The sequence below is a fragment of the Isoptericola sp. F-RaC21 genome (assembly GCF_038593535.1).
Classification (GTDB): domain Bacteria; phylum Actinomycetota; class Actinomycetes; order Actinomycetales; family Cellulomonadaceae; genus Isoptericola.
This window is the reverse complement of the sequence record NZ_JBCFYX010000001.1, coordinates 866,580-893,285: the sequence shown is the minus strand read 5'-3', so window position 1 is coordinate 893,285 and position 26,706 is coordinate 866,580. Positions and strand designations below refer to the sequence as shown.

Below are 26,706 nucleotides of genomic sequence, written 5' to 3'. Positions count from 1 at the left end.
AGCACGCATGGTGACCATCCACGACGTCGCGCGGCACGTCGGCGTGTCCGCCGCGACCGTCTCCAACTACCTCAACCGCCCGGAGAAGGTGGCGCCCGCGACGACGGCGCGCATCCGGGCCGCCGTGGAACAGCTCGGCTTCGTCCCGAGCCTGTCGGCCCGGCAGCTGCGATGGCAGCGCTCGGGGATCGTCGGCGTGTCGGTGATCAACGCGTCCAACCCGTTCTTCTCCGACGTGGTGAACGCCGTCGAGCGCGTGGTGGCGGGGGCGGGCCTCACCCTCGTCACGGGCAGCACGCACGAGTCCCCGGAGCAGCAGGAGCGCCTCGTCGCCCTGTTCGAGCAGCTGCGCTTCGACGGCATGGTGGTGGCGCCGCACGACGCGCAGGTGGCCGCCCTGACGGCGCGCAAGGAGCGGGGCAGCCCGGTCGTCGTCGTCGACCAGCAGGACGCCGCGGGCCGGCTGTCGACCGTCTCCCTGCGGCACCGCGAGGGAGGCCGGCTCGCCGCGCAGCACCTCGTGGACGGCGGCCGCCGCCGGCTGCTCGCCGCCACCGGCCGGGCCCGGGTGCAGCAGGTGCGGCGGCGGCTCGAGGGGATGCGGGAGGTCGTGGACGGCACACCGGGCGCGACCCTGGAGGTCGTCCACTCGGACGACCTGGGCATGGACGAGGGCGCCGAGGTCGGGCGCCGGATCGTCTCGGCGGCGCCCGGCGAGCGCCCCGACGCCGTCCTGGCGGGCAACGACATGCACGCCCTCGGCCTCGTGCGCGCCCTGCTGGACGGCGGCGTACGGGTGCCGGACGACGTCGCGCTCGTCGGCTACGACGACATCCCCTTCGCCACCACCGGCGCGGTGCCGCTGACCACGGTGCGCCAGCCCGCCGCCGCCATCGGGACGGCCGCCGCCGAGATCCTGCTGCGGGAGATCGACGACCCGGCGTCGGCGCCCGAGGAGGTGCTGTTCGACCCGGAGCTGGTGGTGCGCGCGAGCAGCTGAGGATCAGCCGACCGCGGGGTCGCCCTCCAGCAGCGTGAGGTAGGGGGCGAGCGCGGGAAAGACCCACAGGAACAGCGCCGCCACCACGGCGGCGACCAGCACCAGCGACTGCAGCACCCGCCAGAACACGTTGCCCGGCAGGTGACGGAAGATCCACGCGTACATGTCGTCTCTCGTTCTCGTCGAAGCCCGGCCCGCGCTCAGCGGACCTGTTCGGGGGTGCCGTCGGCGCGGTCCATCCAGCCGACGAAGGTGGCGTACGTGATCCAGCGGTGGTCGTTGCCGTACTCGCCCAGGGTGAGCGAGTGGCAGGTGGTCAGGGTCAGCAGCCGCTCGGTGGGCTTCTCGTCGGGATGGTGCGGCACCGGCGCCACGACGTCCACCTGGTCGGGCGTGACGATCTCGTGGTCGGTGACCTCGTAGACGTACCAGGTCGTGGCCGTCTCGACGATGATCTGGTCGCCCTTCTCCAGCGTGTCGACGTGCCGGAACGAGTTGCCGTGCGTGCGACGGTGGCCCGCCAGCGCGAAGTTGCCGACGTCGCCCACCTGCTGCGACGTCTCGTAGTGGCCGGCCATCGCCCGGTCGAGCACGTCCATGCCGGTGCCCTCCGCGATCGGCATCGCGTTGTTCGTCAGGCCGTACCAGGCAGGCACGATGAGCGTGCCGATCGTCTCCCCGTAGCCGACCGGCTCCGGGACGGGCGGGTCGTCCGTGCGCAGCTCGGCGGGCTCGGGGTTGGCCGGCGGCAGCGTGGCCTCGAACTCCTGCATGACCTGCTGCGCCTGCGCGGTGGCCTCGACCGACGTCCACCACAGCTGCCACACGACGAACAGGCCGAGCACCACGCCCAGGGTGATGAGGAGCTCGCCGACGCCGCCCACGACGGCGCTGCCGACGCCCCGGTGTCGGGACGGGCGGGCGTGGGTGGGACTCGTCACGTGCGCGATGGTACGTGGTCCGCCGGCCGGCCGCGGCGCGCGCGTCCGTCGGTTCGTCGGCTGGTGCGACGTCCCTGTCGCACGGGCCGGGACCGTGGGAGCCTGAGGCGGTGACCAGCGAGGACGGTGCGGGGCGGGAGCGCGACGGGGCGACGCCGGGCGGGCGCCGGGCGGAGCGGCTGCGCCGCCGGTGGGACCGCGAGGCCGCGGGCTACGACCGGGCGTTCGCGGCCGCCGAGCGGCGCATGTTCCCCGGCCTGCGGCAGCACGTGTGCGCGCTGGCCGAGGGGCGCACGCTGGAGGTCGCGATCGGCACGGGTCTCAACCTCGAGCACTACCCGGCGGGCGTCACGGGTGGGGCCACGGATGGAGGGGCGGGTTCGGCGGCCCCCGGCGGCCTCGTGGGCGTCGACAGCAGCGCGGGCATGCTCGACGTCGCGCGGCGCCGGGCGGACCGGCTGGGCCTCGGAGTCGACCTGCGCGTCGGCGACGCGCAGGACCTCGACCTCCCGGACGCCTCCTTCGACACGGTCGTGTGCACGTTCTCACTGTGCGGCATCGGCGACGACCGGGCGGCGCTCGGCGAGATGACGCGCGTGCTGCGGCCCGGCGGCCTGCTCCTGCTGGCCGACCACGTCGCCTCGACCGTCTGGCCGCTGCGCGCGCTGCAGGGGCTGGCGGACCTGGTGAGCGTGCCCCTGGCGGGCGAGCACTTCGGCCGCCGGCCGATGCGGTGGGTGCTCGAGCAGGGGCTCGCGGTCGAGGAGCACGGCCGCACGCGCGCGGGCGTCGTCGAGCACGTGGCGGCCCGAGTCCCGGGCGCCACCCGCATCGGCACAGTCAGCCGGTGACGTCGAACGTCGTCGCCCCGCGCGCCGGGACGTCCTCGACGTCGACGCCGGTCACGACCGCGGCGGTCGGGCCCTCGCGCAGGAAGCCGAGCATCGCGTCCACGGCGTCCGGCGGGCCCTCGACCTCGGCCTCCAGCGTGCCGTCGGCCAGGTTGCGCACGAGCCCGGCCACGCCGAGCCGCGCGGCGGCCTCGCGCGTCGCCCACCGGAAGCCGACGCCCTGCACGCGGCCGTGCACCCGCACCCGTCGCCGCACCGTGGTCATGCGTCCTCCCGTGTCACGAGGGCGGCCGTGAGCACCGGCCGTCGTCAGTCGAAGATGTCCCCGATGTCCCCGATGTCGTCGAGGATGCCGCCCAGCACCATGCCGCCCAGGACCGCGCCGAAGACGTCCGAGCCGCCGCGGCCGCCCGGGCGGCCCCGCCCGTACCCGCCCCCGTACGCGTCGCCGTAGCCGCCGTTGTAGCCGCCGTCCCAGCGCTGCCCCTGCCCGGAACGGGCGATGTCGCGGTGGGCGAGGGTCGCGGCCTCGGCGGCGAGCGCGGCGCCCCGGCGGGCGGCGGCGACGCCCCGCTCCGGGTCGTCGGCGGCGCGGGCCTGCGCCACCTCGCGCTCCGCCTCCGCGAGGCGCGTGCGGGCGTCGGGCCCCACGGGCGCGCGGTAGTCGTCGACGACGGACCGCGCCGTCGCGAGCTGCCGTTCCGCGTCGTCGAGCGCCGGGCCCAGCCTGGCCGCCGCCCGACGGGCGCGCTCGTCGCGCTCGGCCCGCTCGGCGACGGCGTCGTCGAGCGCGGTGTTGGCCTCGCGAACGCGGGTGAGCGAGCCCACCGGGTCGCCCGGATCGCCGGGCGCGGGCAGCGCCGCCAACGCGTCCTCCAGCGCGGCGACCGCGCCGTCGATCCGCCCCGCCCGCTGGGCCGCCGGCAGCGCCCGCGCCTGGGCCAGCTCGGCGCGGGACTCCGCGACGATCGCGCCGAGCGCGGCCTCGGCGCGCAGCGCCTCCGCCTCGTAGTCGTCGACGGCGCGCAGCAGCCCCTCGGCCCGGCGCACCGCCTCCTCGGCGGCACGGGCGGCGGCGCCCGCCTCCGCCACCTGCTGCGACGCCAGGCGCTTGCGGGCCGCGGCGGTGCTGCGGCCCGCGAACTCGAGCAGCCGCTCCGCCTGCTGGGCGTTGTCCGCGACGGGCAGCAGCGCCTGCTCGGCGTACTGTCCGCGCAGCCGGTCGAGGTCGGCACGGGCCGCCGGGACGGCCTCGCGCACGCGGGCCAGCTCCGCGTCGACGCGCTCGACGGCGTCCGGCGTGGAGCGGACCGTCTGCCGCAGGGCGGCGAGCCCGCGGTCGAGCTCGTCGAGCGACCCGTCAGCCGACCGGCACAGGTCGACGATGCGGGCCGACCACTCCTGGCGCTGCTGGTCGGTGTCCGGCACGTGGTCGTAGAGCAGCTGGTTGAGGTGGAACGCCTCGGACAGCCGCTCCCGCGCGCGCCGCAGGCTGGGCGCGAGCTCGCTCGTCTCGCGGTCGCCGAGCTCGGCCTGGGCGAACGCGAGCTCGTCCTCGGCGAGGCGGGCGCGCTCGTCGGCGCGCACCAGCGCCGAGCCCGCCTCGACCCCGAGCCGCTGCAGCTGGGACTCGAGGTCCTGCGCCCGCCCGCGGGCCGCGCGCCGGCGGCGCGCCGCCCAGAAGGCGACCGCCGTGACCAGCACCACCACCACGACCAGGCCCGTCACGATCCCGACGATCTGCCCCGCATCCATGGTCGGCATCGTAGGCGGCGCCGGCGGGGTGCGTGGACGAGGACCAGGCGAGCGGACCTGTCAGGGCCGGCGCACGCCGTACCCGGCGCTGGCCCTGACAGGTCGCCGTCGGTGCCGTGCGTCAGTCGCGACGCCGCGCCAGGCGCAGCGCCACGAGCACGGCCGCGCCCGCGAGCACGACCACGCCGCCGGCGATGCCGAGCACCACGACGAGCTCCGACGCGTCGTCGGAGCCCGCAGCACCGTCCGCGGCGGCCGGCGGGGCGCCGGTCGCGCCGTCGTCGGCCGATGCTCCCGACGCGGCGCAGGGGGCCGCGCCCGGGGACGGGGTGGCGGCCTCCGTACCGGCCGGCGGGTCGTACGTGAACGAGAACTCCCCGCTCGTGGGGTGCCCGTCGGCCGACACGATCCGCCAGTCGACCGTGTACTCGCCGGCCGCGCCCAGCGCGACCGGCACCGAGACGGTGCGGTCCTGGGTCGTCGGGCACCCGGTCGCGTAGTCCGTGCCGTCGGCGTCGGTCACGGTGACGACCGTGCTGGAGCCCTCGCCCGACAGGTCGAGCACGACGTCGTCGAACGTCACGTCGACGCTCTTCGGGGCCTCGTGCACGGTCGACCCACCGGTCGGCGTCGTGCCGACGACGACGTTGTGGGCGCTTGCCGGTGCCGCCGCCCCGACCAGGCCCGCGGCCGCGAGGCCGAGGGTCAGGCCCAGGGCCGCGGCGCGCCCGCCGCGGGCCGTCACCGCTGCTCCGTGCTGTCGGCGCGGGCACGCGTCCGCGCGAGGGCGGCGACGCCGGTGACGGCGCCGACGAGGCCGAGCCCGAGGCCCGCCGCGCCCAGCGCCAGGGGGAGGGTGCCGGAACCGTCGTCGTCCGACGCAGCCGGCGTGCCCTCGCCGGCGGCGTCCGCGGCGGCCGCCGCGCCGTGCCCCTCGCCCTCGGCGGCCGGGGTCACCTGCAGGACGGGTGCGGGGAGCTCGGGCTCGGCGTCGCCCGTGGCCTCCTGGTCCCACGCGACGACCTCGCCGTCGGAGTAGGTCTGCGTGGCGGGCAGCGCGAGCTCGTCCACCCCGTCGGGGACGGCGCCGGCGGACACGGTGAACCGGAGGAACTCGCCCGGCGCGATGGCGGCGTCGGCGTCGTCGGCCGTCCACTCGACGCTGGCCGGCGCCTCGGTGACGGTGGTGCCGTGCACCTCGACCGGCTCGGGGAGGGGCGCCTGCGTGACCTTCGCGGTCCAGCCCGGCACGGGCTCGACGGACACGCTGGTGAACGGGGTGTCGGTCGGGAGATCGACCTTCACCGCGGTCGTCGACGCGTCGGCGGACTCGTTGGGCACCTTGAAGGTGAGGGTCGCGTACGACCCGGCCTCCGCCGCGTCGGGGGTCACGGTGACGTGCGCGGACGCGGCAGCGGCGCCGAGCACGAGGGCCGGCAGGGCGAGCGCGGCGGTGCCGGCGAGCCGGCGCGCGGCCCGGGCGGGCGGGGCGAGCGGCGTGCGGGAGGGCGTGCGGGAGTGCGTGGTCATGACTGTCTGCTCCTGGTGGTCAGGTGGCCGTGCAACGACGAGGGACCCGCCCTCGTCCGACGACGGACCAGGGCAGGCTTCAGGCGGTGCGCGCGAGGGCGCCCGGGAGCAGCGGGGGACCTCGTGGGGGCGTGCGCCGGCGGGTGCGGGCGGCACGGGGACGCCAGGCGTGCCCGCCGACGACGGCGGCCGCGCGGGCCACCGGCAGCGCCGGCGGCCCCTGCACCAGGACCGCCACGTGCCGCAGGTGGGCCACGACGTTGGTCGCGGCCCGGTCGCCCGCCGCGAGCAGGAGCGCGGTGAGGACGACGGCGGCCGCGTGCGCGGCGAGCATCCAGGACGCCGTGCGCGGGTCGTCCGCGTGGTGGTGCAGCGCGGGGCCTGTCGCGGGCGGCAGGGAGCCGGGGCCCAGGGCGTGCAGCGCGTGCCCGTCGGCACCGAGCGAGCCGGGGGAGCCCGAGCCCGCGGGGCGGGCCGCGCCCAGCACCGACAGCGCGGTGTGCTGCACCAGCTGCAGGGCGACCATGGCGGGCAGCAGGCGCCGCAGCGTCAGCCGGCGCCGCGCGGTCCACACCGCGAGCGGCGCGGTGAGGGCCAGGACGACCAACCAGGCGAGGGGTGCCCCGGGGAGCGCGCCGCCGGCCAGGAGGTGGGCGGCGGCCGCGATGCTGAGCGTCGTGCCGGCGACGAGGAGCTCGCGCGCACGACGGACGACGGCGGGCACCCCCGCACCCTATCGCGGCGCCGGGTACGCGCCCCGCCACCCGATCCTGACACGCGGTCCGCCGCCGGCCCCGCCGCCGTGACCTGGGCTACGGTGGGCGCCACGACACGGGGTGCGTCCCGACCGGTCGACGTCACGACACCGTTCACGGCTGTCACGACGTGGGCCGCCGGGCGCTGAGAACACACCCGTCGAACCTGATCTAGCTCGTACTAGCGAAGGGATGTCGACATGAGTGCGCGCGCACCTGAAGACAGCTCCGCCGGCCGCGCCGGCACCACCGCCCCCGCCACCGCTTCCGCCACGGCCGCGTCGCCGCCGCCCCGGGGCAGCCGGCCGCGGGTCCTCGCGATCGCGGGGTCGGACCCCTCGGGCGGCGCGGGGATCCAGGCGGACCTCAAGTCGGTGGCCGCCGCCGGCGGCTACGGGATGGCGGCCGTCACGGCCCTCACGGTGCAGAACACGCGGGGGGTGCGCGACGTGCACGTGCCGCCGGCCGCGTTCCTCGCCGCGCAGCTCGACGCTCTCGCCGACGACGTGGCCGTCGACGCGGTGAAGATCGGCATGCTCGCCTCGGCCCCGGTCGCCGAGGCCGTGGCCGCCTGGCTCGACGGCCTGCCGCGCGGAGCCACGACGGCGCGCCCCGCCGTCGTCCTGGACCCGGTCATGGTGGCCACCAGCGGCGACCGGCTGCTCGATGCCGCGGCCGAGGACGCCGTGCGGGACCTGCTCGCGCGGGTCGACGTCGTGACGCCGAACCTGCCCGAGCTCGCGGTCCTGGCGCAGGAGGCGCCCGCACCGGACTGGCCCGCGGCGCTCGAGCAGGCGCGGCGGCTGGCGGCCCGGCACCGGGTGCTGGTCGTGGCCAAGGGCGGGCACCTTGCCGCCGGGGACGCGGGCGCCCCGGACGCCCTCGTCGGGCCGGACGGCGTGCTCGCGGAGCTGGGCGGCCCGCGCCTGGGCAGCACGTCGACCCACGGCACCGGCTGCTCCCTGTCCAGCGGGCTGGCCGCGCGGTACGCGCGCACGGGCGACTGGGTCGAGGCGCTGCGCGGCACGAAGGCCTGGCTGACCGCGGCGATCCGGGCGGGGGAGGCGCTGCGCGTCGGCGGCGGGAACGGCCCCGTCGACCACCTGGCGGGGCTGCGCGCCGGCGGCGCCGAGCCGGTCGTGGTGCCCGGTGCGGCGGGCGCGCACGGAGAGGACCGCGGGGAGGACGTCGTCGCCCGGTGGTGGGACGACGCCGCGGGCGTGCGTGCCGCGATCGACGACCTCGCGTTCGTCCGGTCCCTGGGCGACGGGACGCTCGACGCCGGCCACTTCCGGGCCTATCTCGAGCAGGACGCGCTCTACCTGCGCGACTACGCGCGCTGCCTCGCCCGGGCGAGCGAGCTCGCGCCCACGCGGGCCGAGCAGGCGTTCTGGGCCGGCGGCGCGCACGGCGCGCTCGTCACGGAGCTCGACCTGCACTCCCGCTGGCTGGGCGGGGAGCCGCAGGACGTGCCCGCCAGCCCCACGACGGCGGCCTACCTCGACCACCTGCGCGCGGCCGGCGACGACTACGCGACCCTCGTCGCCGCCGTCCTGCCCTGCTACTGGATCTACCAGGACGTGGGGGAGCGGCTGGCCGCCCGCAACCACGCGGGCCACCCGTACGCGGCGTGGCTGGGTACCTATGCGGACGACGCGTTCGCGGAGTCGACGCGCGAGGCGGTCGCGATCCTGCGCCGTGCCGCGGCGGCGGCCGACGCGCCCGTCCGCGCCCGGATGGCGGAGGCGTTCCGGACGGCGTGCGAGCACGAGCTGGCGTTCTTCGACCAGACCGGGCTGCCCGACGCCGCTGGCGTCCCGGGCGACCTCGGCCGCCGCGACGGCGACCGCGTCGCGGTGGGCTGACCCGCCGGCCGCGGGATCCCGCCGCCTCGCGCGCGACGGCGGGATCCCGCGCCGGTAAGCGGTGTCCCGGGTTCGCGCCGCACCGCGTGACCGGGGCAAGCGTGTCGGGGGCGAGTGACAGAATGGCTGTGATGCCCGACACGAAGCGCACTTCGCGCAGCCGCAGCAGAGGCGCCCGCCGCGCCGATCCCTCCGACAGTCCCAGGAGGAGCTCCGACTCCTCCGCTCCCCGTCCACCCGCCGCCCCGGCCGTGCCGGCGGGGTCCGAGCTCTCGACGATCGCGTCGCTGCGCCGGCTCTACCCGTACGTCCGGCCGGCCGTGCCGCGGCTGGTCGGCGGCCTGCTCTCCGCCCTCGGCGCCAGCCTCGCCGCGCTGGCCATCCCGCGCGTGCTGCAGGCCCTCGTCGAGGGGCCGCTCGCGCAGGGCGCAGCCGCCCACGACCTCGGCGCCCTCGTGGTGCCGGTCGTCCTCGTGCTCGTCCTCGGCGTCGCCGAGGCCGGCTTCGTGCTGCTGCGCCGCAACCTCGTGATGTACCCCGGCACGCGGATCGAGGCGGAGATGCGCATGTCGCTGTTCCGCCACCTGCAGGACCTGCCCGTCGCGTTCCACGACCGCTGGCCCGGCGGGCAGCTGCTCAGCCGCATCATGGGTGACCTGGGCCTGCTGCGCCGCTGGCTGATCTTCGGCCTCCTGCAGCTCGTGGTCAGCACCGTGACGATCGTCGTCGGCGTCGGGATCCTCCTGGCCACCGCCGGGTGGCTCGGCCTGGTGTACCTCGCGGGGGCGATCCCGGTCGCGGTCATCGCGTTCCGGTTCTCGCGGCGCTACCGCGTCATCGCGCGGCTCTCCCAGGACCAGTCGGGCGACCTGGCCACCACGGTCGAGGAGTCCGTGCACGGCATCCGGGTGCTCAAGGCCTTCGGCCGCGGCCGCGACGCGCTCGACTCGTTCACCGGCCAGGCCGAGGAGCTGCGCCAGACCGAGATCCGCAAGGCGGGCAACCAGGCGACGGTCACCACGTCGCTGCAGCTCATCCCCGAGGTCACGCTGGCCGTCTGCCTGGTGCTCGGGTCCGTGCTGGCCGCCCGCGGCCAGATCACGCTCGGCGACCTCGTGGCCTTCTTCCTCACGGCCGCCGTCATCAACGGCCCGGTGGTCGACCTCGGCATGACGCTGTCGATGACGCTCAACGCGCGGACCGCGGTGGACCGCTTCTGCGAGGTCATGGAGACCCCGAACCCCCTGGGCGACCCCGCCGAGCCCGTGGACGTCGGCGCGTCGCGCGGCCACGTCGAGCTGCGCGACGTCACCTTCCGCTACGAGGACTCGGCGCGCCCCGTCCTCGAGCACGTCGACCTCGAGCTGCCCGTCGGGACCACGACGGCGCTCGTCGGGCTCACCGGCTCGGGCAAGTCGACGCTCGCGATGCTGGTGCCGCGCATCTTCGACGTCACGGGCGGACAGATGCTGCTCGACGGCGTGGACGTGCGGCGCATGCGCCGGCACGACGTGCGGCGCGCGGTCGCGGTCGCGTTCGAGGACCCCACGCTGTTCTCCGCCTCCGTGCGCGACAACGTGCTCCTCGGCGTCCCCGAGTCCGGCCCGGACGCCGTGCCCGAGGCCGAGCGCGAGCGCCGGCTGCACGAGGCGGTCGAGGTGGCGCAGGCCGGCTTCGTCGCCGACCTGCCGCAGGGGGTCGAGACGCGCATCGGCGAGGAGGGCCTGTCCCTGTCCGGCGGGCAGCGGCAGCGGCTCGCCCTGGCCCGTGCCATCGCGGCTCGCCCTGCCGTCCTCGTGCTCGACGACCCGCTGTCGGCGCTCGACGTCGCGACCGAGGAGGCCGTCACCACGCGCCTGCGGGAGGTCCTGGACGGCACGACGAGCCTGATCATCGCCCACCGGCCGTCCACCGTGGCGCTCGCGGACCGCGTCGCCGTGCTGCAGGACGGCCGGATCACGGCGGTGGGCACGCACAGCGACCTGCTCGCGACCGACGCCCACTACCGGCACGTCATCTCCAGCCTGGAGCAGGACTGGGAGGAGTGCGCCGAGCACTCCGGCCCGGAGGACCCCGAGCAGGCGTCCGAGCAGGCATCCGAGCAGGCACAGACCCAGGAGGTCCAGCGGTGAGCCGCCCCAGCACGCCCGCGCCCGGTCCCACGTCGCCCGACCCCGACGAGGGGCGCCGACGCCCCACCGACGCCACCGCCGACGACGCCACCAGCCTCGACCGGGCCACCTCGCAGGCCGTCCGCTCGCGCTCGATGCGCCTGCTGGGCGAGATGCTGCGGCCGCGCCGCGGCGCCCTCGCCCTCGCCGGCGTCCTCGTGGTGGTCTCCACCCTCGGGCAGGTGGCCGGGCCGTGGCTCGTGTCGCTCGCCATCGACGGCGCCGTCCCCGACCTGATGGACGGGGACGCGAGCACCCTCGTGCTCGTCGGGTCCGCCTACCTGGTCGCGGCCGTCGTCGGCGGCGTGTGCGCCGGCGCGTACGTGCGGCAGGCCGCCCGCATCGCCCAGGGCGTGCTCCTCGACCTGCGGCGGCGCGTGTTCCGGCACACCCAGCTGCTGAGCCTGGAGTTCCACGAGTCGTACACCTCGGGCCGCATCATCAGCCGCCAGACGTCCGACCTCGAGGCCCTGCGCGAGCTGCTCGACGGCGGGCTGACGGGCGTCGTCTCGTCGCTCATGCTGATGATCTTCACCGGGCTGAGCTTGTTCCTGCTGGACTGGCGCTCGGGCCTGGTCCTGGCCGCCGCCCTCGTGCCGGCCTGGCTCCTCACCCGCTGGTTCCAGAAGCGCTCGCAGGTCTTCTACCGCGAGCAGCGCACCGCGTCCGCGCGGCTCATCGTGAAGTTCGTCGAGACGATGACCGGTATGCGCGCCGTGCAGGCGTTCCGCCGCGAGTCGACCACCGAGGCCGAGTACGGCCGCCTCGGCGAGGAGTACCGCGACGCCAACCTGAAGACCTTCAGCCTCAACGGGCGCTACCAGCCCGGGCTCGTGCTCATCGGCAACATCGCGGTCGCGGCGGCGCTCGCGGTGGGCGGCTGGCGCGTGTACTCCGGGTCGCTCGACGTCGGCGTGCTCGTGGCCGCCCTGCTCTACGTGAAGCGGTTCTTCCAGCCGATCCAGCAGCTCGGCAACTTCTACAACTCCTTCCAGTCCGCCACGGCGGCCCTCGAGAAGGTGTCCGGCCTGCTGGCCGAGGAGCCGACCGTCGTCGAGCCGCGTCGCCCCGTGGCGCTGCCGCACGCGCGCGGCGCGCTGAAGCTGGACCACGTCACGTTCCGCTACGGCGACGGGCCCGTCGTGCTCCCCGACCTCGACCTCACCCTCCCGGCGGGCCAGACGGTCGCGCTGGTCGGCACGACGGGCGCCGGCAAGTCGACGCTCGCCAAGCTGGTCACCCGGTTCTACGACGCGAGCGAGGGCAGAGTGCTCCTCGACGGCGTCGACGTGCGCGACCTGTCGACGACCGACCTGCGGCGCGCCGTCGTCATGGTCACGCAGGAGGCGTACCTGTTCAGCGGGTCCGTGCGGGAGAACATCGCCCTCGGGCGGCCCGGAGCCCCGCAGGAGGACATCGAGGCCGCCGCCCGCGCCGTCGGGGCGCACGAGTTCATCATGGACATGCCCGACGGGTACGACACGGACGTCAACAAGCGCGGCGGCCGCGTCTCGGCGGGGCAGCGGCAGCTGCTGTCGTTCGCGCGGGCGTTCCTCGCCGACCCGGCGGTGCTGGTGCTCGACGAGGCCACGAGCTCGCTGGACATCCCCGGCGAGCGCCTGGTGCAGCACGGCCTGCAGACGCTGCTGGCCGACCGCACCGCGATCATCATCGCCCACCGGCTGTCGACGGTCGCGATCGCCGACCGCGTGCTCGTCATGGAGCACGGGCGCGTGATCGAGGACGGCACGCCCGACGAGCTGGCGGCGGGGGACGGGCACTACGCGGCGCTCAACGCCGCGTGGCAGGACTCGCTCGTGTGACTGTGGTTGCGGGCTGTGGTTGCGGGACGAGCCGGCCGAGACGTTCTTCGCGGGGACGCGTTCACGGGCGCCAGGGCGCCCTCCACTTCGGGAGGGATACGTCCCCGCGAAGAACGTCTCGGCCGGCTCGTCCGCTTCCGGCTCACGGCCGCACGGGGGATCGACCCCGCGAGGTAGTTCGGGAGCGCGCGAGGTAGTTCGAGACTTCGTGAGGTAGTTCGGGAGCTCGCGAGGTAGTTCGGGGCTTGCCGAGGTAGTTGGATTCCTCGCGAGGTAGTTCGGGAGCCCGTGAGGTAGTTCGAGGCTTCGCGAGGTAGTTCGGGAGGTGGCGAGGTGCTCCGGAGCTGCCGGGCACCTCGCCACGGTCCGGGTCGGTGGGCTCAGCCGACGTCGTAGGGTGCCCAGCCGTCGTCGCCGGCGAGGTACGCCTCGCGGGTGTGTGCGGCGGCCTGGGCGGCGGTGAGCTGCGGGCGCCCGGCGCCGGTGAGGGCGCCGGGGCCGGTGTTGGCGTGCTCGGCGTTGCTGCCCGGGTTCCAGTCGAAGCCGGACATGGTGGACCACACGTCGTCGCGCTGCAGGTGCACGCCCAGCCACGAGTCGCGGACCACGACCCGGGGGTCGGTGTCCGGGTTGCTGCTCGGGTGCCACGGTCGGCCGAGGTAGTAGGTCCCGGTGCCGGCGTTCGACAGGAACCGGCAGCCGGTGACGAGGAACCCGTGCGCGAAGCCGGCGGACGTGCTCGGGGCGAACACGTACCCGCTCGGGGTGCTGTCCCGCTTCAGCGCCTTGATGCGGGAGCCCTCGATGACGGCCGTCGCCCGCCCGAAGACGAAGTCGACGTCGCCCTCGATCCAGCTGTCCGTCACGTAGACGCGGGCCGGGACCTCGGCGCTGGGGGTGTCCAGGTAGAGGGTGTCCTGGTTGCCGAGGAACCGGCAGTGCTCGAACACGACCCGGTCGGCGCGCGTCTTGACGGCCACCGCCTGGTGCCCGGACAGGTCGGGGTGGGCGGCCTCGTCGAACGCGTTCTCGAAGGTGACGTGCCGGGCCTCGAAGCCCGCGCCCGACACCGTGACCGAGGCGCTGCCGGTCGTGCTCCAGGTGCCACCGCCGGGCTTCGGGGTCCCCGCGGCGCGGTCGTCCGTGATGACGACGTCCTCGGGGTCGCCCGTCGACCCCACGACCGTGAGGTTGACCTTGTCCGCCCCGACCTCGACGCGGCCTTGGTACCGGCCGGGGCGGACGAGGATCTCGACCCGCTCGGCGGACCCGGCCGGGGCGAGGTCGACGGCCTCCTGCAGGGTCGCGACGTCGCCCGACCCGTCGGCCGCGACCACGATGCGGGCGCCCGCGGCCGCGCGCGTGTGGGACACGGCGCCGCCGGCGGCTGCCGGGGCGGCCGAGGCGAGCACCGCGCCGAGCGCGAACGCCCCCGGCAGGGCCAGCACGGACCGGCGTCGGACGGTGCGGGGCTGCGGGTGGCGGCCGGCGCCGGGATCGGTGGGGAGCCCGCTGCCGGGCCTGCCATGGCCGGCGCAGTCGGGTCCTGGGGTGGAGCTCTCGTGCGGTGCGGGCAACGCTGCCTCCGGGGCTCGGGCGGGTCGCCGTCGACCCGCGGTGAGGTGGACCGACGGGGCGAGAAACCGGTTCCCCGTCGTTCGGCATCGTGTCACGACCGCCCGAGGCGGGACAAGAGCGCGAGGTCGACCGGGGCGACGATCACCTCGATCTCGCGCCGCACCCACCAGTCGCCGGAGCGGCGACGCTCGTCGGGCGTCGTGTACCGGTAGCGGAACAGGCGCATCCGCACCCACCGCGGCGGGGCCCCGTCGAAGGGGTCGCGCCGCAGCAGGCGCAGCGTCGCCGGGTCCGCCTGCAGCAGGCGCTCGCACAGCCGCGGGAGCCAGGGCGCGGCCGCGCCGAGCGGCACGAACCAGAGCACCCAGTCCAGCCGCAGGTGGTACGGCGCCACCTGGGGCGGGCGGCGGTGGACGTCGCCCGGCTTGCCGCGGAACGCGTACTCGCGCCAGTCGTCCGGACCGGGCCGCTCGACGAGCGTGCCCTCGACGATCACCTCGTCGCGGTGCCGGGTCACGCTGCCGAACGCCCCGTACGCGTTCACGAGCCGCAGCGGCTCGAAGCTCGTGTTCATCTTCTGGTGCGACGAGGCGAGGTTGAGCGCGGGCCGCACCGACAGCACCGCGAGGACCAGGACCACGAGCGCCACGACGACGAGGTACCCGGGCGGCGTCGGCGCGACGACGTCTGCGGCCCCCGGGCCGACCCCGAGGAGCGCGCGCCACACGTCGTCGGACACCGTCGCGGCGCCCAGCAGGATGGTCGCCCAGTTCAGCCAGGCGAAGTTGCCGGTGAGCACCAGCCAGCCCTGGGTGAGCACGACGACGCCGCCCGCCACGCTCGGCAGGGGCTGCGGCAGCCACAGCAGCCACGGTACGAGCAGCTGCGTCACGTGGTTGCCCACCACCTCCGTGCGGTGCCACCAGCGGGGCAGGTGGTGCGCGTGCCAGCTGAACGGGCCGGGCATGGGTTGGGTCTCGTGGTGGTAGTCGAGGGCGGTGAGGTTCCGCCACGCCGGGTCGCCGCGCCACTTGATGAGGCCCGCGCCCAGCTCCAGCCGGAACAGCAGCCAGCGGGCCGCCAGCACCAGCAGGAACGGCACGGGCACGGCGGGGGAGCCGAACCAGGCGGCCAGGAACGCCAGCTCGCACAGCAGCGTCTCCCAGCCGAACGCGTAGAACCGCTGGCCCACGGAGACGATCGAGAGATACCCCGCCCACAGGACGAGCAGGACGACGGTCGTGACCCACCAGGGCCCGGTCTGCGGCAGCCCTACCACCACGGCGGCGCCCCCCGCGGCCCCGAGCACCGCCACCGCGACCAGCAGCCGGTCGGAGTAGTGCAGGTGGAACAGCGACGGCGCGTCGCGGAACCGGACCCGTGCGGTGAACCGCCGCACGGGGAGCAGCCCCCGGTCCCCGAGCAGCGGCCGGAACTGGCCGAGCGCCTGCAGGAAGGCCAGGCACAGGAGCGCCCCGACGCCGCGCTGCAGCACCTCGCGCGCGACGTCGTAGTCGGCGGCGGCCCACCAGCCCGTGAGCTCCGTCAGCTGCCGTCCCAGCTGCTCGGGCACGCCTCCACGCTAGTCGCGGGCGGCGTCCCCCGCCTCGACGAGCCGCTCGACGAGGGCGCGTGCCGCGGGGGTCGGCGCCCCGACGGTGAGGGCGAGCACCTGCCGGGTGGCGCCGGGCAGGGGCTGGGCCACGACGTCGGGGTTGCGGTGCGCGCGCAGGGCGAGCGACGGCAGGAGGCTCACGCCGGCGCCCGACGCGACGAGCGCCTGCACGGCCACGTAGTCGTCGGTCTCGAACGCGATGCGCGGGTCGAAGCCGGCGGTGGCGCAGCGCGCGACCAGGTCGGCGCGGCACCGCTCGCACCCCGCGATCCAGGCGGCGTCGCGCAGGTCGGCCAGCGGCGGCGGCCCGTCCGCGGGGCCGTCCGATCTCTCCGTCCCGGGAGCCGTCGCGTCGGCCGCCCGCCGGACCAGCGTGATCGGCTCGGAGTGCACGACGGTGACCTCGAAGCGGGACAGGTCCATGGCGGGCCGGGCGTGCGGGGCGTCGGTGTGCCGGAAGACCAGGGCGACGTCGACGTCGCCGGCCTGCAGCGCCGCGACGGCCTCGGGCGGCTCGGCCTCGACCAGCCCGACGCCGAGCCCGGGGTGCGCGGCCCGCAGGCCGGCCACCGCGGCGGGCACCAGGGTCGCGAGCGCGGACGGGAACGCCGCCAGCCGGGCGCGGCCGGCGCGGAGGCCGACCAGGGCGTCGAGCTCGCGGCGCGCGCCCTCGACCCGGCCGAGGATCTCCTCCGCGCGGGCGGCGAGCAGGCGGCCGGCCTCCGTGAGCCGCACGCCGCGGCCGGCGCGCTGCAGCAGGGCGATCCCCGCCTCGGCCTCGAGGCGCGCGAGGTGGTGGCTCACCGACGGCTGCGCGTAGTGCAGCTCGCGCGCCGCCGCGGTCACGGACCCGGTGCGTGCGACGGCGGCCAGGACGCGCAGGCGCGTGAGGTCCAGGTGGGGTGGGGGCGCGGGCTCGACGGACACGGCGACAGCCTACGACGATTCATCGGTCGTATCGATGACGAGCAGTCAGAACAGGCATTGGACCTATCGGTCGCGCCGCGGCGATCCTGAGGAGATGACGACGACGCAGCAGCCCGCCCCCGCCGCGCCCACGCCGCCGACGATGCGCGACGTGCTGGCCGCGGCCCGCCGGATCGACGGGCTCGTCGTGCGGACGCCCGCCCTGGCGCACCCCGAGCTGGACCGCGCCGTCGCCGCGGCGGGGGCCGCCGGAGCGAGCGTCGTCGTCAAGCACGAGAACCTGCAGCACACGGGCGCGTTCAAGGTGCGCGGGGCGTTGAACCTCCTGCTGGGCTTCGACGACGCGGCCCGCCGACGCGGCATCGTCGCCTACTCGACCGGCAACCACGCCCAGGCGCTCGCCCACGCCGCCCGGCGCACGGGCACCGCGTGCACGATCGTCATGCCCGAGGGGCCGAACCCGCTCAAGGAGCGGGCGGTACGCGACCTCGGGGCCGACGTCGTGCTGCACGGCGCGACCTTCGACGACGCCCGCGCCCGCGCCGGCGAGGTGGCCGACGCCACCGAGGCGCGCCTCGTGGGCGCGGCCAACGAGCCGGTCCTCGTCGCCGGCGTGGCCACCGCGACGCTCGAGCTCCTGGAGCAGGCGCCGGACCTCGACGTGCTCGTCGTGCCGGTGGGCGGCGGCTCGGGCGCCGCGGCCGCCTGTCTGGTCGCGGCCGCGCTGGCGCCCGGGCTGCGGGTGGTCGCCGTGCAGGCCGCGGCGTCCCCGGCCGCCCACGACTCCTGGCGCGCGGGGGAGCTGCGCACCGCCGCCAACGCCACCCGCGCCGAGGGGCTCGCCGTCGGGTGCGGGTTCGCCCTCACCCAGGCCGTGCTGCGCGAGCGGCTGGCCGACTTCCTGCTCGTGGACGACGACGCGATCGCAGCCGCCCAGCGCCTCTACCTCACGGGCGCGCGCACCGTCGCCGAGGGGGCCGGCGCCGCGGCCCTCGCCGCCGTCCTCACCCACCCCGCCGCGTTCGCCGGCCGTCGCGTCGGCGTCGTCTGCTCCGGCGGCAACGCCAGCGAGGCCGAGCTCCGCCGCGCCCTCGCCGTCTGACCGACCGCTCTCACCGGGTGGGGGAGCGGGGCCCGGGGATACGCTGCCGGGCATGGCTCGCTACTTCGACGTCCACCCGGTCGACCCGCAGCCGCGCGCGGTCTCCCAGGTCGTAGCGATGCTCGGCGAGGGGGCGCTCGTCGCCTACCCGACCGACTCCGGGTACGCGCTCGGCTGCCGCGTCGGGCAGCACGACGGCACCGAGCGGATCCGGCAGATCCGCCACCTCGACGCGCACCACCACTTCACCCTCGTGTGCCTGGACTTCGCGCAGCTCGGCCAGCTGGTGCGCCTCGACAACAACGCCTTCCGCGCCATCAAGGCCGCCACCCCCGGGCCCTACACGTTCATCCTCCCGGCCACCCCCGAGGTGCCGCGGCGCCTCGCCCACCCCAAGAAGAAGACCATCGGCGTGCGCATCCCCGACTCCCGGGTCGTGCAGGCCCTGCTGCGCGAGCTCGGGGAACCGCTGCTGTCGTCCACCCTCATCCTGCCGGGCGCCGAGCAGCCCCTCACCGACGGCTGGCAGGTGAAGGAGGAGCTCGACCACGTGGTGGACGCCGTGGTCGACGCCGGCGAGGTGCTCGCCGAGCCCACCACGGTGGTCGACTGGTCCGAGGGGTACCCCGACGTCGTCCGGGTCGGGGCGGGCGACCCGTCACGGTTCGAGTAGCGCCCGGACACCCCGCACGCGGGCCCCGGGCCCCGGTTAGGGTGCTGCCCATGAGCGACCGCGGACTTGCCCTGGCCCGATCCAAGATGCAGGCGGAGGGCGTCGCCCCCGCCGCGATCGAGACCTTCACGCGCTTCTACCGCCTCCTCGAGTCCGGGGAGACGGGGCTCGTCCGGGAGGCGGACGTCGAGCCGCTGGTGGACCTGCCGCGGCACGCCGACCTCGACGTCTCCGAGGCCGACGCGCAGGATGCCCTGGCCCGGACCGCGATCATCAAGCTCAACGGCGGCCTCGGCACGTCGATGGGCATGGACAGGGCGAAGTCGCTGCTCACGGTGCGCGACGACGCGCCCGACGGCGGCTCCGACGACGAGAGCGGCGCGCTGTCCTTCCTCGACGTCATCGTCCGCCAGGTGCGCGCGGCCCGGGCCGCCACCGGCGCCCGCCTGCCCCTGGTGCTGATGAACTCCTTCCGCACCCGGGACGACACGCTCGCCGCGCTCGCCCCGTACGGCGACCTCGCCGTCGACGGGCTGCCCGTGGACTTCCTGCAGAACCGCGAGCCGAAGCTCCGCGCCGACACGCTCGAGCCGGTCGAGTGGCCCACCGACCCGAGCCTCGAGTGGTGCCCGCCCGGGCACGGCGACCTCTACCCGGCGCTGCACGCCTCCGGCGTCGTGCGCGCCCTGCTGGACGCGGGCTTCCGGTACGCCAGCGTCTCCAACTCCGACAACCTCGGCGCGGCGCCCGACGGCGCGATCGCCGCGTGGTTCGCCGCGTCCGGCGCCCCGTACGCGGCCGAGATGTGCCGCAAGTCGCCCGCCGACGTCAAGGGCGGCCAGCTCGTGGTGCGCAAGAGCGACGGCCGCATCGTGCAGCGCGAGACCGCGCAGACCCACCCCGACGACGTCGAGGTCTCGCTCGACCCGACGGTGCACCCGTACTTCCACACCAACAACCTGTGGTTCGACCTGGAGGCGCTCGCGGCCGAGCTGGACCGCACCGGCGGCGTGCTCGAGCTGCCGCTGATCCGCAACGAGAAGACGGTCGACCCGACCGACGCGTCGTCGCCCGCCGTCGTGCAGATCGAGTCCGCCATGGGCGCCGCCGTGGCCGTCTTCGAGGGCGCGACGGCCATCGAGGTGGGACGCGAGCGCTTCCTGCCGGTGAAGACCACCGGCGACCTGCTGCTCATGCGCTCGGACGTGTACGAGCTGACCGCGGACTACCGCCTCGTCGCCCAGGTCGACGCGCCCTTGGTGAAGCTCTCGAAGACCTACAAGCCGATCGCGGCGTTCGACGAGCGGTTCGCCGCGGGCGCGCCGTCGCTGCGCGGGGCGTCGTCGCTGACCGTCGAGGGGGACTGGACCTTCGGTGCCGGCGTGACGGCCGAGGGCGACGCCGCGCTGGCCGACGCCGGCGAGCCCGCGACCGTGCCCGACGGCGCGACGGTCACCGCGGACGGCGTCCGGGCGTGACCCACCCCGTTGGTTGAGCCTGTCGAAACCCGGTTCCTGGATTTCGAGAGGCTCAATCACCGGACCTGTTGACCGGCGGGGAGGTCGACGACGCGGTCGGCGCCCGCGACGGGGACGAGGGCGCCGCCTGACGCGGCGGCCAGGTCCTCGCGCAGGCGGGGGAGCGCGGCCGGCGGGACGAGCAGCGCCAGCCGGGCGACGGCGCCGTACGACGGCTCCTCCAGGACGGCGTCGTGGGTGGTCGCCCAGTCGCGCAGCAGGTGGTCGACGCGCCCGGCGTCCGCGTGCGGGACGTCGACGGTGACCTCCGTGAGCAGCTCGCGTCGCCGCAGGGCGCCCTGGGCGGCCGCCGCGTCGAGCGCCTCGGCCACCGCCCCGGAGTAGGCCCGCACCAGGCCGCCCGCCCCGAGCAGGACGCCGCCGAAGTACCGCGTCACGACCGCCACGACGTCGGTGAGGCCGCGGCGGCGCAGCACCTCCAGCATGGGCACGCCCGCGGTGCCGGAGGGCTCGCCGTCGTCGGAGGAGCGCTGCTGGTCGGCGTGCGTGCCGACGACGAGGGCCGTGCAGTGGTGCCGTGCGTCCCAGTGCTCCTTGCGCAGACGGGCGACGACGGCGTCCGCCTCCTCGATGCTCCGGGCGGGCGCGAGGTGCGCGAGGAAGCGCGACTTCTTCACCACGAGCTCGTGGTCGACGGCGGCGGCCAGCGTGCCCGGGAGCCCGACGTGGTGGACGTCGGGGAGCGTCGCTCGGGCGGGGCGGTCGGGTCGGCTCACCGCACGAGGCTACGTCGCCCGCGACACGCCGGGCGGCGTCCTCAGAAAAAGTGTGCCAAGCGCCAGGATCGACCCATGACGCAGAGCACGGGGGAGACCCCCGACCCGGAACCCGGCGGCCCTGCCGCGGCGCCCGTCGCCCGGTACCCGCGCCCCACGGTGACGCTGGACGAGGCGGAGTGGGTGTGGCGCGAGCTGTCCGTGGAGGCGATGCGCCCGGGAGGGAAGCCCGAGGTGGTGCGCCTGGCGGTGATCGCCGGCCTCACCCGGGCCACGGGCGCGCGGTACGGGGACCTGCTGCGCGTGCGGGCCGAGGACCTCGACCTGGGCCCGGACCCGGACGCCGCCGCGCGCCGCGGGCGGGTCGGCGGCACGCGGGACGCGGGGGAGGGGAGGGTGCTGCTGCGGCACGGCAAGCACCGGACCCTGCGGGAGCACCGGCTGCCCCCCGAGGTGGTGCTGCTGCTGCGGCACTGGATGGTCGTGCGGGAGGAGCTCGCCGCCGAGCTGGAGGGTTCGGTGCCCCGCGCGCTGCTGCTCACCGTGCACCACACGCACGACCACGGCACCACCGTCGCGAGCGGGCTGCCCATCACGCGGCAGGGGCTGGTGCTCTCGTGGCGACGGTTCGTCCACCGGACGAACGCCCGGTACGGGGCGGTGCGGGCGCCGCTGCCCACGAGGTTCGAGCAGGTGCGCCGGGCCTGGGTCGACGCGGGCGTGCCCGACCTCGGCAGGGAGCTCGCTCCGCTCGCCGACGAGGCCGAGGCGTCATCAGGAAAATAGTGTGCCAAGCGTCTCGACACCCAAGGTGCTCCGCGAGTCCCTCACCGCCCAGCACGGACGCCGAAGGGCGGCCTCGCACGCTGCGAAGCCGCCCCCGTTGTCCTGGCTCCGTCCCTGCCGCGCGGGGAAGCCACGCGGCAGGGGCTGCGTCAGGAGGTCGCGATGCCCAGCAGCGGCACGCCGGGGGAGTGTGACGGCAGCTCGTGGAACCCGTACCGGTCGTAGAACGCCCGGGCGCGGGTGTTGCCCGGGTCCATCCCGAGGTGCACGCCGGGGACGCCGCGCTCGGCGAGCGCGGCGCGCAGCGTGTCCATGAGGGCACGGCCGAGACCGCGGCCCTGGTTCTCGGGGAGCAGGTCGATGTGGAGGTGCGCGGGATAGCGGTCGAGCTCGTCGTCGGTCAGGCCGCGCACCATCCGGCCCGGGTCGGCGCCGGCGTCGAGCAGCGCGGCCTCGGTGAAGCGCGGCTCGCGCCCCGCGGGCGAGGTGCCGGCCGCCGGGTGGCGCTCGGCGAACCCGGGGCCCCACGCCCGCTCCCACCAGGCCACGAAGTCCCGCGTGTCGGCGACCCCGATGACGTAGCCGGTCAGCCGCCCGTCGTCGACGCGCAGGACGTCGTCTGCCGGGTCGGCGGCGGCCTCCTCGCCGGCCTCCCCGTCGGGGCGCACGACGACGAACGCGAGCTCGGGTGCGTACTCGACATAGGGGAGGGCGAAGACCTCGGGCATGAGGAGGTCGTCGGAGTAGAGGCCGCGGGCGTCGGACCCGCCGGCGGCGGTGCGGACGCAGACCTCGGCGACGGCGGCACGGTCGGTGGCTCGGTAGGCACGGATCACGGGGTCATCATGCCGGAGGGGTGCCGCGCACCGGCGCGGCACCCCTCCGGACCTCGTGCCTACTTCTTCTTGGCGGACGCCTTCTTGGCCGCGGGCTTCGCAGCCGCAGCCTTCGTGGCCCCGCCGGACCGCGTGGTGGCCCCGGCCTTGCGGGCGGCGCCCTTCTCGGTGGTGGCCCCGGCGGTCGACAGGTCGCCGCCGGCGCTCTCCAGGTGGGCGCGGACGAACCAGTGGAACAGCTCGAGGTCGTGCAGGTGGCCGATGAGGAGGTCGTTCGTCACGTCGTCGAGGGACTCGGTGTCCTTCGCGGCCTTGCGGTGGGCGGTGATCACGCCCTGGTAGACCTCGTCCAGGGCACCCAGGTGCTCGATCGCCGACGCACGGCGGAGCCCGTAGTCGTCCCAGGTGCGCGCGGCGACGAGCGCGCCCGGGGTCCCGACGGGGGAGACGCCGAGGGTCGCGATGCGCTCCGCGATCGCGTCCGTCATGGCCCGGACGGCGTCGACCTGCGGGTCGATCATCTCGTGCACGGCGATGAAGTGCGGGCCGACCACGTTCCAGTGCACGTGCTTGAGGGTCAGGTGGAGGTCGGTCAGGGAGTTGAGCCGCTCCTGCAGGATGGCGGCCACCTTGCCGCCCTGCTGGGGCGTGAGCGAGGGCACCGTGTAGAGCGGGGTGTTGCGGTCAGCCATCGGGGGTCTCCGTCCTCGTCGGGTCGGCGCGGCCGTGACGGTCAGCGCGCCTCGCCATCGTCACGCCGGACGGCGGTCCACGCGAGCGCGGCCAGGGCCGCGACGCCGAGGGCCACGAGCCACGGCACCTGGCGGTCGGCCAGCGACCAGGCCGCACCGCCGATGACGAGCGCGACCGCGAGGACGACGGCGTCGCGCGCCGCGACGTGCCGCAGGGCCGCGAGCTCCACCCGGTCAGCCGCGGCCACGTGCGACGCCCACCACCCGAGCCGGGTCACGACGTACGCGAGCGGGGCGAGCCACACCACCGCGGGGTCGAACGGCGCGGCGGCGGAGCCGAGCAGGAGCAGCGCCGCGGCCAGGAGGGCGACGTGCGCCGGGGCAGGACCGGGGCGGACGGCCGCCCACACGGTGACGACGGCGGCGATCGCGACGGACAGCTCGGTGATCAGGGTGGTCCGCGCGCCCGCGGCGAGCAGCAGGCCGGCGACGGCGACGACGAACAGGGCACGGAGCGCCACGCCGGGCACGTGTCGGCCCAGCGTGACCCCGACGACGGGCAGCGGTCGCCCGGTGTCGTACCGCGACCGCCACCAGGCCCGCAGCCGGGCGGGCAGGGTCCGCCTCATCGCGCCCCCACCCCGCCGCGGTGGTGCCGTGCGTCGGCGCGGACCAGCGCCTCGAGGCGGAGGGCGGCCTCCCGGCGCGCGTCGCCTGCCCAGCGCACGACCGGCACGCCCTCGGCCGCCATCCGGCGCAGGCGGTCGTCGCGCTCGGCCCGGGTGACGCGCCAGGCGAGCCGCATGTGCTCCTCCCGGGCGCCGCGCACGTCGGGCAGCGTGTCGACGAGCACCACGGGGTGCCCGGCGGCGCGCCACGCCCGCACGAGGTCGACCGGCTCGTCGTCGAGCACGGTGCTGAACAGGTACACGATGGCGTCGGCGGGAACCTGCGGGGCGCGCAGCCGGCGGCCGGGGGCGCCGACGGGGCGGCTCAGCGCCAGCGCGTGCAGCACGCGGCGCAGGTGGCGGCGGCCCGCGGCGGGCGGCAGCGGGCGGCGGCGCCGCCCGAGGTCGTCCACCCCGACCCGGTCGCCGGCGGTGACGAGCGCCTCGGCCACGGACGCCGCGGCGTGCCGGGCGAGGTCGAGGGACGTCGGCTCGTCCACCCGCTGGGGGCCGGTGCCGCGCCAGGTGCGCAGGTCGGGGCCGACGTCGTCGCGCGAGTCGACCACGAGCACGGCCGTGGCCTCGGCCGTCGCGTAGGTGCGCCGTACGTACAGCGTCGCCAGGTCGGGGGACCGCCGCGCGGTGGTGCGCCAGTCGATGCGGCGCAGCCGGTCGCCGGGGGCGAACGGGTGCACGTCGCGCAGCTCGTCGCCGTCGCCGAGGCGCCGGGACGTGTGCGGGCCGGTGAGCCCGCGCAGCCGCCGGGGCACGGGCACGCGCCCGAGCGGCATCGCGGTGGGGAGCACGAGGCGGTCGGGCGCGGTGACCGCGACGGGGTCCTGGGCGGTCGTGCCGCCCGCGCCGTACCCGCGGGCGTCGACGTGGAAGGTGCGCTGCGGACCGGTGCGCACGGTGCTCAGGGTGAGCGGCAGATCGCGGGCGGTCGCGGCGACGACCACCCCGGCCGTGCGGTGCCCGGGCGCGGACACGCGGGCGTGCAGGAGCTCGGCCCCCGGGGCCGGGTCGAGGCGCAGGACGGCGGTGAGCTCGCCGGGGCCGGTGCCCGGGGTCGGGTCGATCGCGACGCCCGTGCCCCGCTCCGGCGCACCGGACCGCCAGGCCCCCGGCCGCCCCGCCCACAGCGCACCCAGGAGCGGCGCGACGCCGAGCAGCGCGACGTCCGCCCGGCCGGCCAGCAGCCCCAGCCCCAGCACGAGCACACCCGTGCCCAGGCCGGCCACCGCCTGCGGGCTCCGGCGCCACACGCCCGTCGCACCGACGGGTGTGCTCTCTGGCGTGCCCTCCGTCATGCGGGCGTCACCCCCGGCCGCCCACCGTGGCGGGCCCGGGCACCGAGCCGAGGAGCTCCGTGACGACGTCCTGGGCGCGGACCGCCGACGCCCAGGCGGTCGGGGTGAGCGTGAGCCGGTGGGCGAGCACCGGGACGGCCACCCGCTTGACGTCCTCCGGCAGCACGAAGTCGCGGCCGTCGAGCACGGCGACCGCGCGCGCCAACAGCAGGAGGTTCTGCGAGCCGCGCGGCGAGGCGCCCACCTCGAGCGCCCCGTGCGTGCGGGTGGCCGCGGCGAGGTCGACGCAGTAGCCGGCGACGTCGGGGTCCGCCTCGGTCGTCTCGACCCCGGCCTGCATGCCGAGCACGGTCGCGGCGTCGACGACCGGGCGGACGGTGGCCGCCTCCTGGCGCCGCGCGACGCGGCGCAGCAGCACCTCCTGCTCCTGGCCACGGTCGGGGTAGCCGACCTCGAGGCGGACCATGAACCGGTCGAGCTGGGCCTCCGGGAGGGGGTAGGTGCCCTCGTACTCCACGGGGTTGGAGGTGGCCATGACGTGGAACGGGCGCGGCAGCGGCCGACTGGCGCCGTCCACGGAGACCTGGCGCTCCGCCATCGCCTCGAGCAGCGCGGACTGCGTCTTCGGCGGGGTGCGGTTGATCTCGTCGGCGAGGAACAGCCCCGTGAAGACCGGGCCGGGCCGGAAGACGAACTCGCGGCTCGCCGGGTCGAACACCGACGAGCCCGTGATGTCGCTGGGCAGCAGGTCCGGCGTGCACTGCAGGCGCGCGAAGTCGAGGCCGAGCGCGGTGGCCAGCGACCGGGCGGCGAGCGTCTTGCCGAGCCCGGGCACGTCCTCGAAGAGCACGTGCCCGCCCGCGAGCACGGTGGCCAGGGCGAGCTCCAGCGTGTCGCGCATGCCGACGACGGCCGTGCCGACCTCGTCCAGGACGCGGCGGCCGAGCGCCGCCACCTCGGCGACGGGCAGGGGGCGCGGGTCGGCGGGCGGGTCGACGGTCATCTCTGGGGCCTTCCTGCGGGACGGTCGGGGGTCGTCGGTCGGGTCGTCGGTGGGCGAGGCGCGGCGGGCGGAGCGCCGCCGGGCAGGGTGTCGATCGCGTCCAACCAGCGGTGCACCTCGGGCCGGCTCACCGGGCGCCGGGCGAGTAGGCCGTCGGCGACGTCGGACCCGAGGAGGCGCGCGGCGGCCTCCCGGCCGCCGGGAGCGGCGAGGTCCACGCCGCGCGCGGCGAGCCGGGCTGCCGCGAGGCTCCGCACGCGGCGCAGCACGCGGTCGCCCACGGCGCCGCTGCGGGTGAACGTCGCCCAGCCCAGCTCGCTGACGTCGTTGCGCGCACCCTCGCGACGGTCCTGGGCGACGTCGGGCCAGGGGGCCTCCTCGCCGTCGTCGAGGCGCCGCCACAGCACGGCCGCCGTCGTGGCGACCACCACGAGCAGCGCGGCGTGCAGGAGGTCCAGCACCCCGGTGAGGGTGAGCGCCCCGCAGGCCGCGAGCGCCGGGAGGCCGGTCGTGAGGAGGGCGCGCAGGCGCGAGGTGCGCCTGGTCGGCATGGTCGGCGCCGGTGGCATGG

At 76.3% G+C, this 26,706-nt stretch carries 26 protein-coding genes and 1 riboswitch; of the genes, 9 read left to right on the top strand and 17 right to left on the bottom strand.

Going from position 1 to position 26,706, the window contains the following annotated elements:
* The first annotated feature begins 7 nt into the window (after positions 1 to 7).
* The gene (locus AAG589_RS04180; RefSeq protein WP_430565974.1) at positions 8 to 1,000 is read left to right on the top strand and encodes a LacI family DNA-binding transcriptional regulator; all 993 of its coding nucleotides are present in this window, start codon (positions 8 to 10) and stop codon (positions 998 to 1,000) included.
* A 3-nt stretch (positions 1,001 to 1,003) separates the two neighbouring features.
* On the opposite strand, the gene AAG589_RS04175 is transcribed toward AAG589_RS04180, so the two are convergent.
* Together AAG589_RS04175 and AAG589_RS04170 are read right to left on the bottom strand one after the other, a co-directional pair.
* Positions 1,004 to 1,165: a hypothetical protein gene (locus tag AAG589_RS04175; RefSeq protein ID WP_430565973.1), complete on the bottom strand. Its 162-nt coding sequence runs from the start codon at positions 1,163 to 1,165 to the stop codon at positions 1,004 to 1,006.
* A gap of 35 nt (positions 1,166 to 1,200) precedes the next feature.
* A complete protein-coding gene (locus AAG589_RS04170) occupies positions 1,201 to 1,941 on the bottom strand; it encodes a class E sortase (protein WP_430565972.1) in 741 nt (246 codons plus the stop codon).
* Between the two features lie 110 nt (positions 1,942 to 2,051).
* Between AAG589_RS04170 and AAG589_RS04165 the strand changes: the two genes are divergently transcribed.
* Complete coding sequence (locus AAG589_RS04165; protein ID WP_430565971.1) at positions 2,052 to 2,792, top strand: class I SAM-dependent methyltransferase; 741 nt, start codon at positions 2,052 to 2,054, stop codon at positions 2,790 to 2,792.
* Here AAG589_RS04165 and AAG589_RS04160 read toward each other — a convergent pair.
* The 5 genes from AAG589_RS04160 to AAG589_RS04140 form a co-directional block, all read right to left on the bottom strand.
* Positions 2,782 to 3,057 carry an acylphosphatase gene (locus AAG589_RS04160; protein WP_430565970.1) on the bottom strand — a complete coding sequence of 92 codons (276 nt, stop codon included), beginning with the start codon at positions 3,055 to 3,057 and terminating at the stop codon, positions 2,782 to 2,784. The two genes, AAG589_RS04165 and AAG589_RS04160, sit on opposite strands and share 11 nt — an antisense overlap.
* A 44-nt stretch (positions 3,058 to 3,101) precedes the next feature.
* Entirely contained in the window at positions 3,102 to 4,547 is a 1,446-nt protein-coding gene (locus AAG589_RS04155) for a hypothetical protein (protein ID WP_430565969.1), read from the bottom strand.
* A 121-nt stretch (positions 4,548 to 4,668) separates the two neighbouring features.
* Positions 4,669 to 5,292: a copper resistance CopC family protein gene (locus tag AAG589_RS04150; protein WP_430565968.1), complete on the bottom strand. Its 624-nt coding sequence runs from the start codon at positions 5,290 to 5,292 to the stop codon at positions 4,669 to 4,671.
* The gene (locus AAG589_RS04145; RefSeq protein WP_430565967.1) at positions 5,289 to 6,077 is read right to left on the bottom strand and encodes a YcnI family copper-binding membrane protein; all 789 of its coding nucleotides are present in this window, start codon (positions 6,075 to 6,077) and stop codon (positions 5,289 to 5,291) included. Before AAG589_RS04145 ends, AAG589_RS04150 begins: the two co-directional genes overlap by 4 nt.
* Before the next feature lie 79 nt (positions 6,078 to 6,156).
* A complete protein-coding gene (locus tag AAG589_RS04140; protein ID WP_430565966.1) occupies positions 6,157 to 6,801 on the bottom strand; it encodes a hypothetical protein in 645 nt (214 codons plus the stop codon).
* A gap of 98 nt (positions 6,802 to 6,899) precedes the next feature.
* A riboswitch (TPP riboswitch) is annotated at positions 6,900 to 7,042 on the top strand.
* Between AAG589_RS04140 and AAG589_RS04135 the strand changes: the two genes are divergently transcribed.
* The 3 genes from AAG589_RS04135 (at position 7,033) to AAG589_RS04125 (ending at position 12,691) form a co-directional block, all read left to right on the top strand.
* Positions 7,033 to 8,697 (top strand): bifunctional hydroxymethylpyrimidine kinase/phosphomethylpyrimidine kinase, encoded by a 1,665-nt coding sequence (locus AAG589_RS04135; RefSeq protein WP_430565965.1) that lies wholly within the window; start codon positions 7,033 to 7,035, stop codon positions 8,695 to 8,697. (Overlaps the previous riboswitch by 10 nt.)
* A 251-nt stretch (positions 8,698 to 8,948) precedes the next feature.
* A complete protein-coding gene (locus AAG589_RS04130; RefSeq protein ID WP_430565964.1) occupies positions 8,949 to 10,829 on the top strand; it encodes an ABC transporter ATP-binding protein in 1,881 nt (626 codons plus the stop codon).
* Positions 10,826 to 12,691: an ABC transporter ATP-binding protein gene (locus tag AAG589_RS04125; protein ID WP_430565963.1), complete on the top strand. Its 1,866-nt coding sequence runs from the start codon at positions 10,826 to 10,828 to the stop codon at positions 12,689 to 12,691. The genes AAG589_RS04130 and AAG589_RS04125 overlap by 4 nt, the downstream gene beginning before the upstream one ends.
* Positions 12,692 to 13,071: 380 nt before the next feature.
* Here AAG589_RS04125 and AAG589_RS04120 read toward each other — a convergent pair whose 3' ends face one another.
* The 3 genes from AAG589_RS04120 to AAG589_RS04110 form a co-directional block, all read right to left on the bottom strand.
* Positions 13,072 to 14,139 carry a pectinesterase family protein gene (locus AAG589_RS04120; protein ID WP_430565962.1) on the bottom strand — a complete coding sequence of 356 codons (1,068 nt, stop codon included), beginning with the start codon at positions 14,137 to 14,139 and terminating at the stop codon, positions 13,072 to 13,074.
* Between the two features lie 221 nt (positions 14,140 to 14,360).
* Entirely contained in the window at positions 14,361 to 15,842 is a 1,482-nt protein-coding gene (locus AAG589_RS04115) for a lipase maturation factor family protein (RefSeq protein ID WP_430565961.1), read from the bottom strand.
* Between the two features lie 9 nt (positions 15,843 to 15,851).
* Positions 15,852 to 16,811 carry a LysR family transcriptional regulator gene (locus AAG589_RS04110; RefSeq protein ID WP_430565960.1) on the bottom strand — a complete coding sequence of 320 codons (960 nt, stop codon included), beginning with the start codon at positions 16,809 to 16,811 and terminating at the stop codon, positions 15,852 to 15,854.
* 94 nt (positions 16,812 to 16,905) lie between these two features.
* Here AAG589_RS04110 and AAG589_RS04105 point away from each other — a divergent pair, with 94 nt between their 5' ends.
* The 3 genes from AAG589_RS04105 to AAG589_RS04095 are packed head-to-tail and all read left to right on the top strand — an operon-like array spanning position 16,906 to position 20,064.
* Entirely contained in the window at positions 16,906 to 17,913 is a 1,008-nt protein-coding gene (locus AAG589_RS04105; RefSeq protein WP_430565959.1) for a threonine ammonia-lyase, read from the top strand.
* A 52-nt stretch (positions 17,914 to 17,965) separates the two neighbouring features.
* Entirely contained in the window at positions 17,966 to 18,586 is a 621-nt protein-coding gene (locus AAG589_RS04100; protein ID WP_430565958.1) for an L-threonylcarbamoyladenylate synthase, read from the top strand.
* Positions 18,587 to 18,636: 50 nt separating this feature from the next.
* Positions 18,637 to 20,064: a UTP--glucose-1-phosphate uridylyltransferase gene (locus AAG589_RS04095; protein ID WP_430565957.1), complete on the top strand. Its 1,428-nt coding sequence runs from the start codon at positions 18,637 to 18,639 to the stop codon at positions 20,062 to 20,064.
* A 56-nt stretch (positions 20,065 to 20,120) separates the two neighbouring features.
* On the opposite strand, the gene AAG589_RS04090 is transcribed toward AAG589_RS04095, so the two are convergent.
* Positions 20,121 to 20,840: an IMPACT family protein gene (locus AAG589_RS04090; protein WP_430565956.1), complete on the bottom strand. Its 720-nt coding sequence runs from the start codon at positions 20,838 to 20,840 to the stop codon at positions 20,121 to 20,123.
* A 75-nt stretch (positions 20,841 to 20,915) separates the two neighbouring features.
* Between AAG589_RS04090 and AAG589_RS04085 the strand changes: the two genes are divergently transcribed.
* Positions 20,916 to 21,626 carry a hypothetical protein gene (locus AAG589_RS04085; protein ID WP_430565955.1) on the top strand — a complete coding sequence of 237 codons (711 nt, stop codon included), beginning with the start codon at positions 20,916 to 20,918 and terminating at the stop codon, positions 21,624 to 21,626.
* Positions 21,627 to 21,775: 149 nt separating this feature from the next.
* Here the strand turns inward: AAG589_RS04085 and AAG589_RS04080 are convergent, their stop codons facing one another.
* Genes AAG589_RS04080 through AAG589_RS04055 form a run of 6 tightly spaced genes read right to left on the bottom strand, consistent with a single transcriptional unit; the run spans position 21,776 to position 26,686 of the window.
* On the bottom strand, positions 21,776 to 22,462 hold the full coding sequence (locus AAG589_RS04080; RefSeq protein WP_430565954.1) for a GNAT family N-acetyltransferase: 687 nt from the start codon (positions 22,460 to 22,462) through the stop codon (positions 21,776 to 21,778).
* A 59-nt stretch (positions 22,463 to 22,521) separates the two neighbouring features.
* Entirely contained in the window at positions 22,522 to 23,154 is a 633-nt protein-coding gene (locus AAG589_RS04075; protein ID WP_430565953.1) for a Dps family protein, read from the bottom strand.
* Positions 23,155 to 23,195: 41 nt separating this feature from the next.
* Positions 23,196 to 23,783 carry a hypothetical protein gene (locus tag AAG589_RS04070; RefSeq protein ID WP_430565952.1) on the bottom strand — a complete coding sequence of 196 codons (588 nt, stop codon included), beginning with the start codon at positions 23,781 to 23,783 and terminating at the stop codon, positions 23,196 to 23,198.
* Entirely contained in the window at positions 23,780 to 25,132 is a 1,353-nt protein-coding gene (locus AAG589_RS04065) for a DUF58 domain-containing protein (RefSeq protein WP_430565951.1), read from the bottom strand. The genes AAG589_RS04070 and AAG589_RS04065 overlap by 4 nt, the downstream gene beginning before the upstream one ends.
* A gap of 7 nt (positions 25,133 to 25,139) precedes the next feature.
* Positions 25,140 to 26,135 carry an AAA family ATPase gene (locus tag AAG589_RS04060; protein ID WP_430565950.1) on the bottom strand — a complete coding sequence of 332 codons (996 nt, stop codon included), beginning with the start codon at positions 26,133 to 26,135 and terminating at the stop codon, positions 25,140 to 25,142.
* A complete protein-coding gene (locus AAG589_RS04055) occupies positions 26,132 to 26,686 on the bottom strand; it encodes a hypothetical protein (RefSeq protein ID WP_430565949.1) in 555 nt (184 codons plus the stop codon). The genes AAG589_RS04060 and AAG589_RS04055 overlap by 4 nt, the downstream gene beginning before the upstream one ends.
* Between the last annotated feature and the right edge of the window lie 20 nt (positions 26,687 to 26,706).

Bases quoted from the DNA above. Each gene is read 5' to 3' on its own strand.
- AAG589_RS04135 (WP_430565965.1), top strand. From the start codon at position 7,033: ATGAGTGCGCGCGCACCTGAAGACAGCTCCGCCGGCCGCGCCGGCACC.
- AAG589_RS04160 (WP_430565970.1), bottom strand. From the start codon at position 3,057: ATGACCACGGTGCGGCGACGGGTGCGGGTGCACGGCCGCGTGCAGGGC.
- AAG589_RS04065 (WP_430565951.1), bottom strand. From the start codon at position 25,132: ATGACGGAGGGCACGCCAGAGAGCACACCCGTCGGTGCGACGGGCGTG.
- AAG589_RS04060 (WP_430565950.1), bottom strand. From the start codon at position 26,135: ATGACCGTCGACCCGCCCGCCGACCCGCGCCCCCTGCCCGTCGCCGAG.
- AAG589_RS04175 (WP_430565973.1), bottom strand. From the start codon at position 1,165: ATGTACGCGTGGATCTTCCGTCACCTGCCGGGCAACGTGTTCTGGCGG.
- AAG589_RS04085 (WP_430565955.1), top strand. From the start codon at position 20,916: ATGACGCAGAGCACGGGGGAGACCCCCGACCCGGAACCCGGCGGCCCT.
- AAG589_RS04055 (WP_430565949.1), bottom strand. From the start codon at position 26,686: ATGCCGACCAGGCGCACCTCGCGCCTGCGCGCCCTCCTCACGACCGGC.
- AAG589_RS04075 (WP_430565953.1), bottom strand. From the start codon at position 23,154: ATGGCTGACCGCAACACCCCGCTCTACACGGTGCCCTCGCTCACGCCC.
- AAG589_RS04105 (WP_430565959.1), top strand. From the start codon at position 16,906: ATGACGACGACGCAGCAGCCCGCCCCCGCCGCGCCCACGCCGCCGACG.
- AAG589_RS04155 (WP_430565969.1), bottom strand. From the start codon at position 4,547: ATGGATGCGGGGCAGATCGTCGGGATCGTGACGGGCCTGGTCGTGGTG.
- AAG589_RS04180 (WP_430565974.1), top strand. From the start codon at position 8: ATGGTGACCATCCACGACGTCGCGCGGCACGTCGGCGTGTCCGCCGCG.
- AAG589_RS04100 (WP_430565958.1), top strand. From the start codon at position 17,966: ATGGCTCGCTACTTCGACGTCCACCCGGTCGACCCGCAGCCGCGCGCG.
- AAG589_RS04145 (WP_430565967.1), bottom strand. From the start codon at position 6,077: ATGACCACGCACTCCCGCACGCCCTCCCGCACGCCGCTCGCCCCGCCC.
- AAG589_RS04095 (WP_430565957.1), top strand. From the start codon at position 18,637: ATGAGCGACCGCGGACTTGCCCTGGCCCGATCCAAGATGCAGGCGGAG.
- AAG589_RS04070 (WP_430565952.1), bottom strand. From the start codon at position 23,783: ATGAGGCGGACCCTGCCCGCCCGGCTGCGGGCCTGGTGGCGGTCGCGG.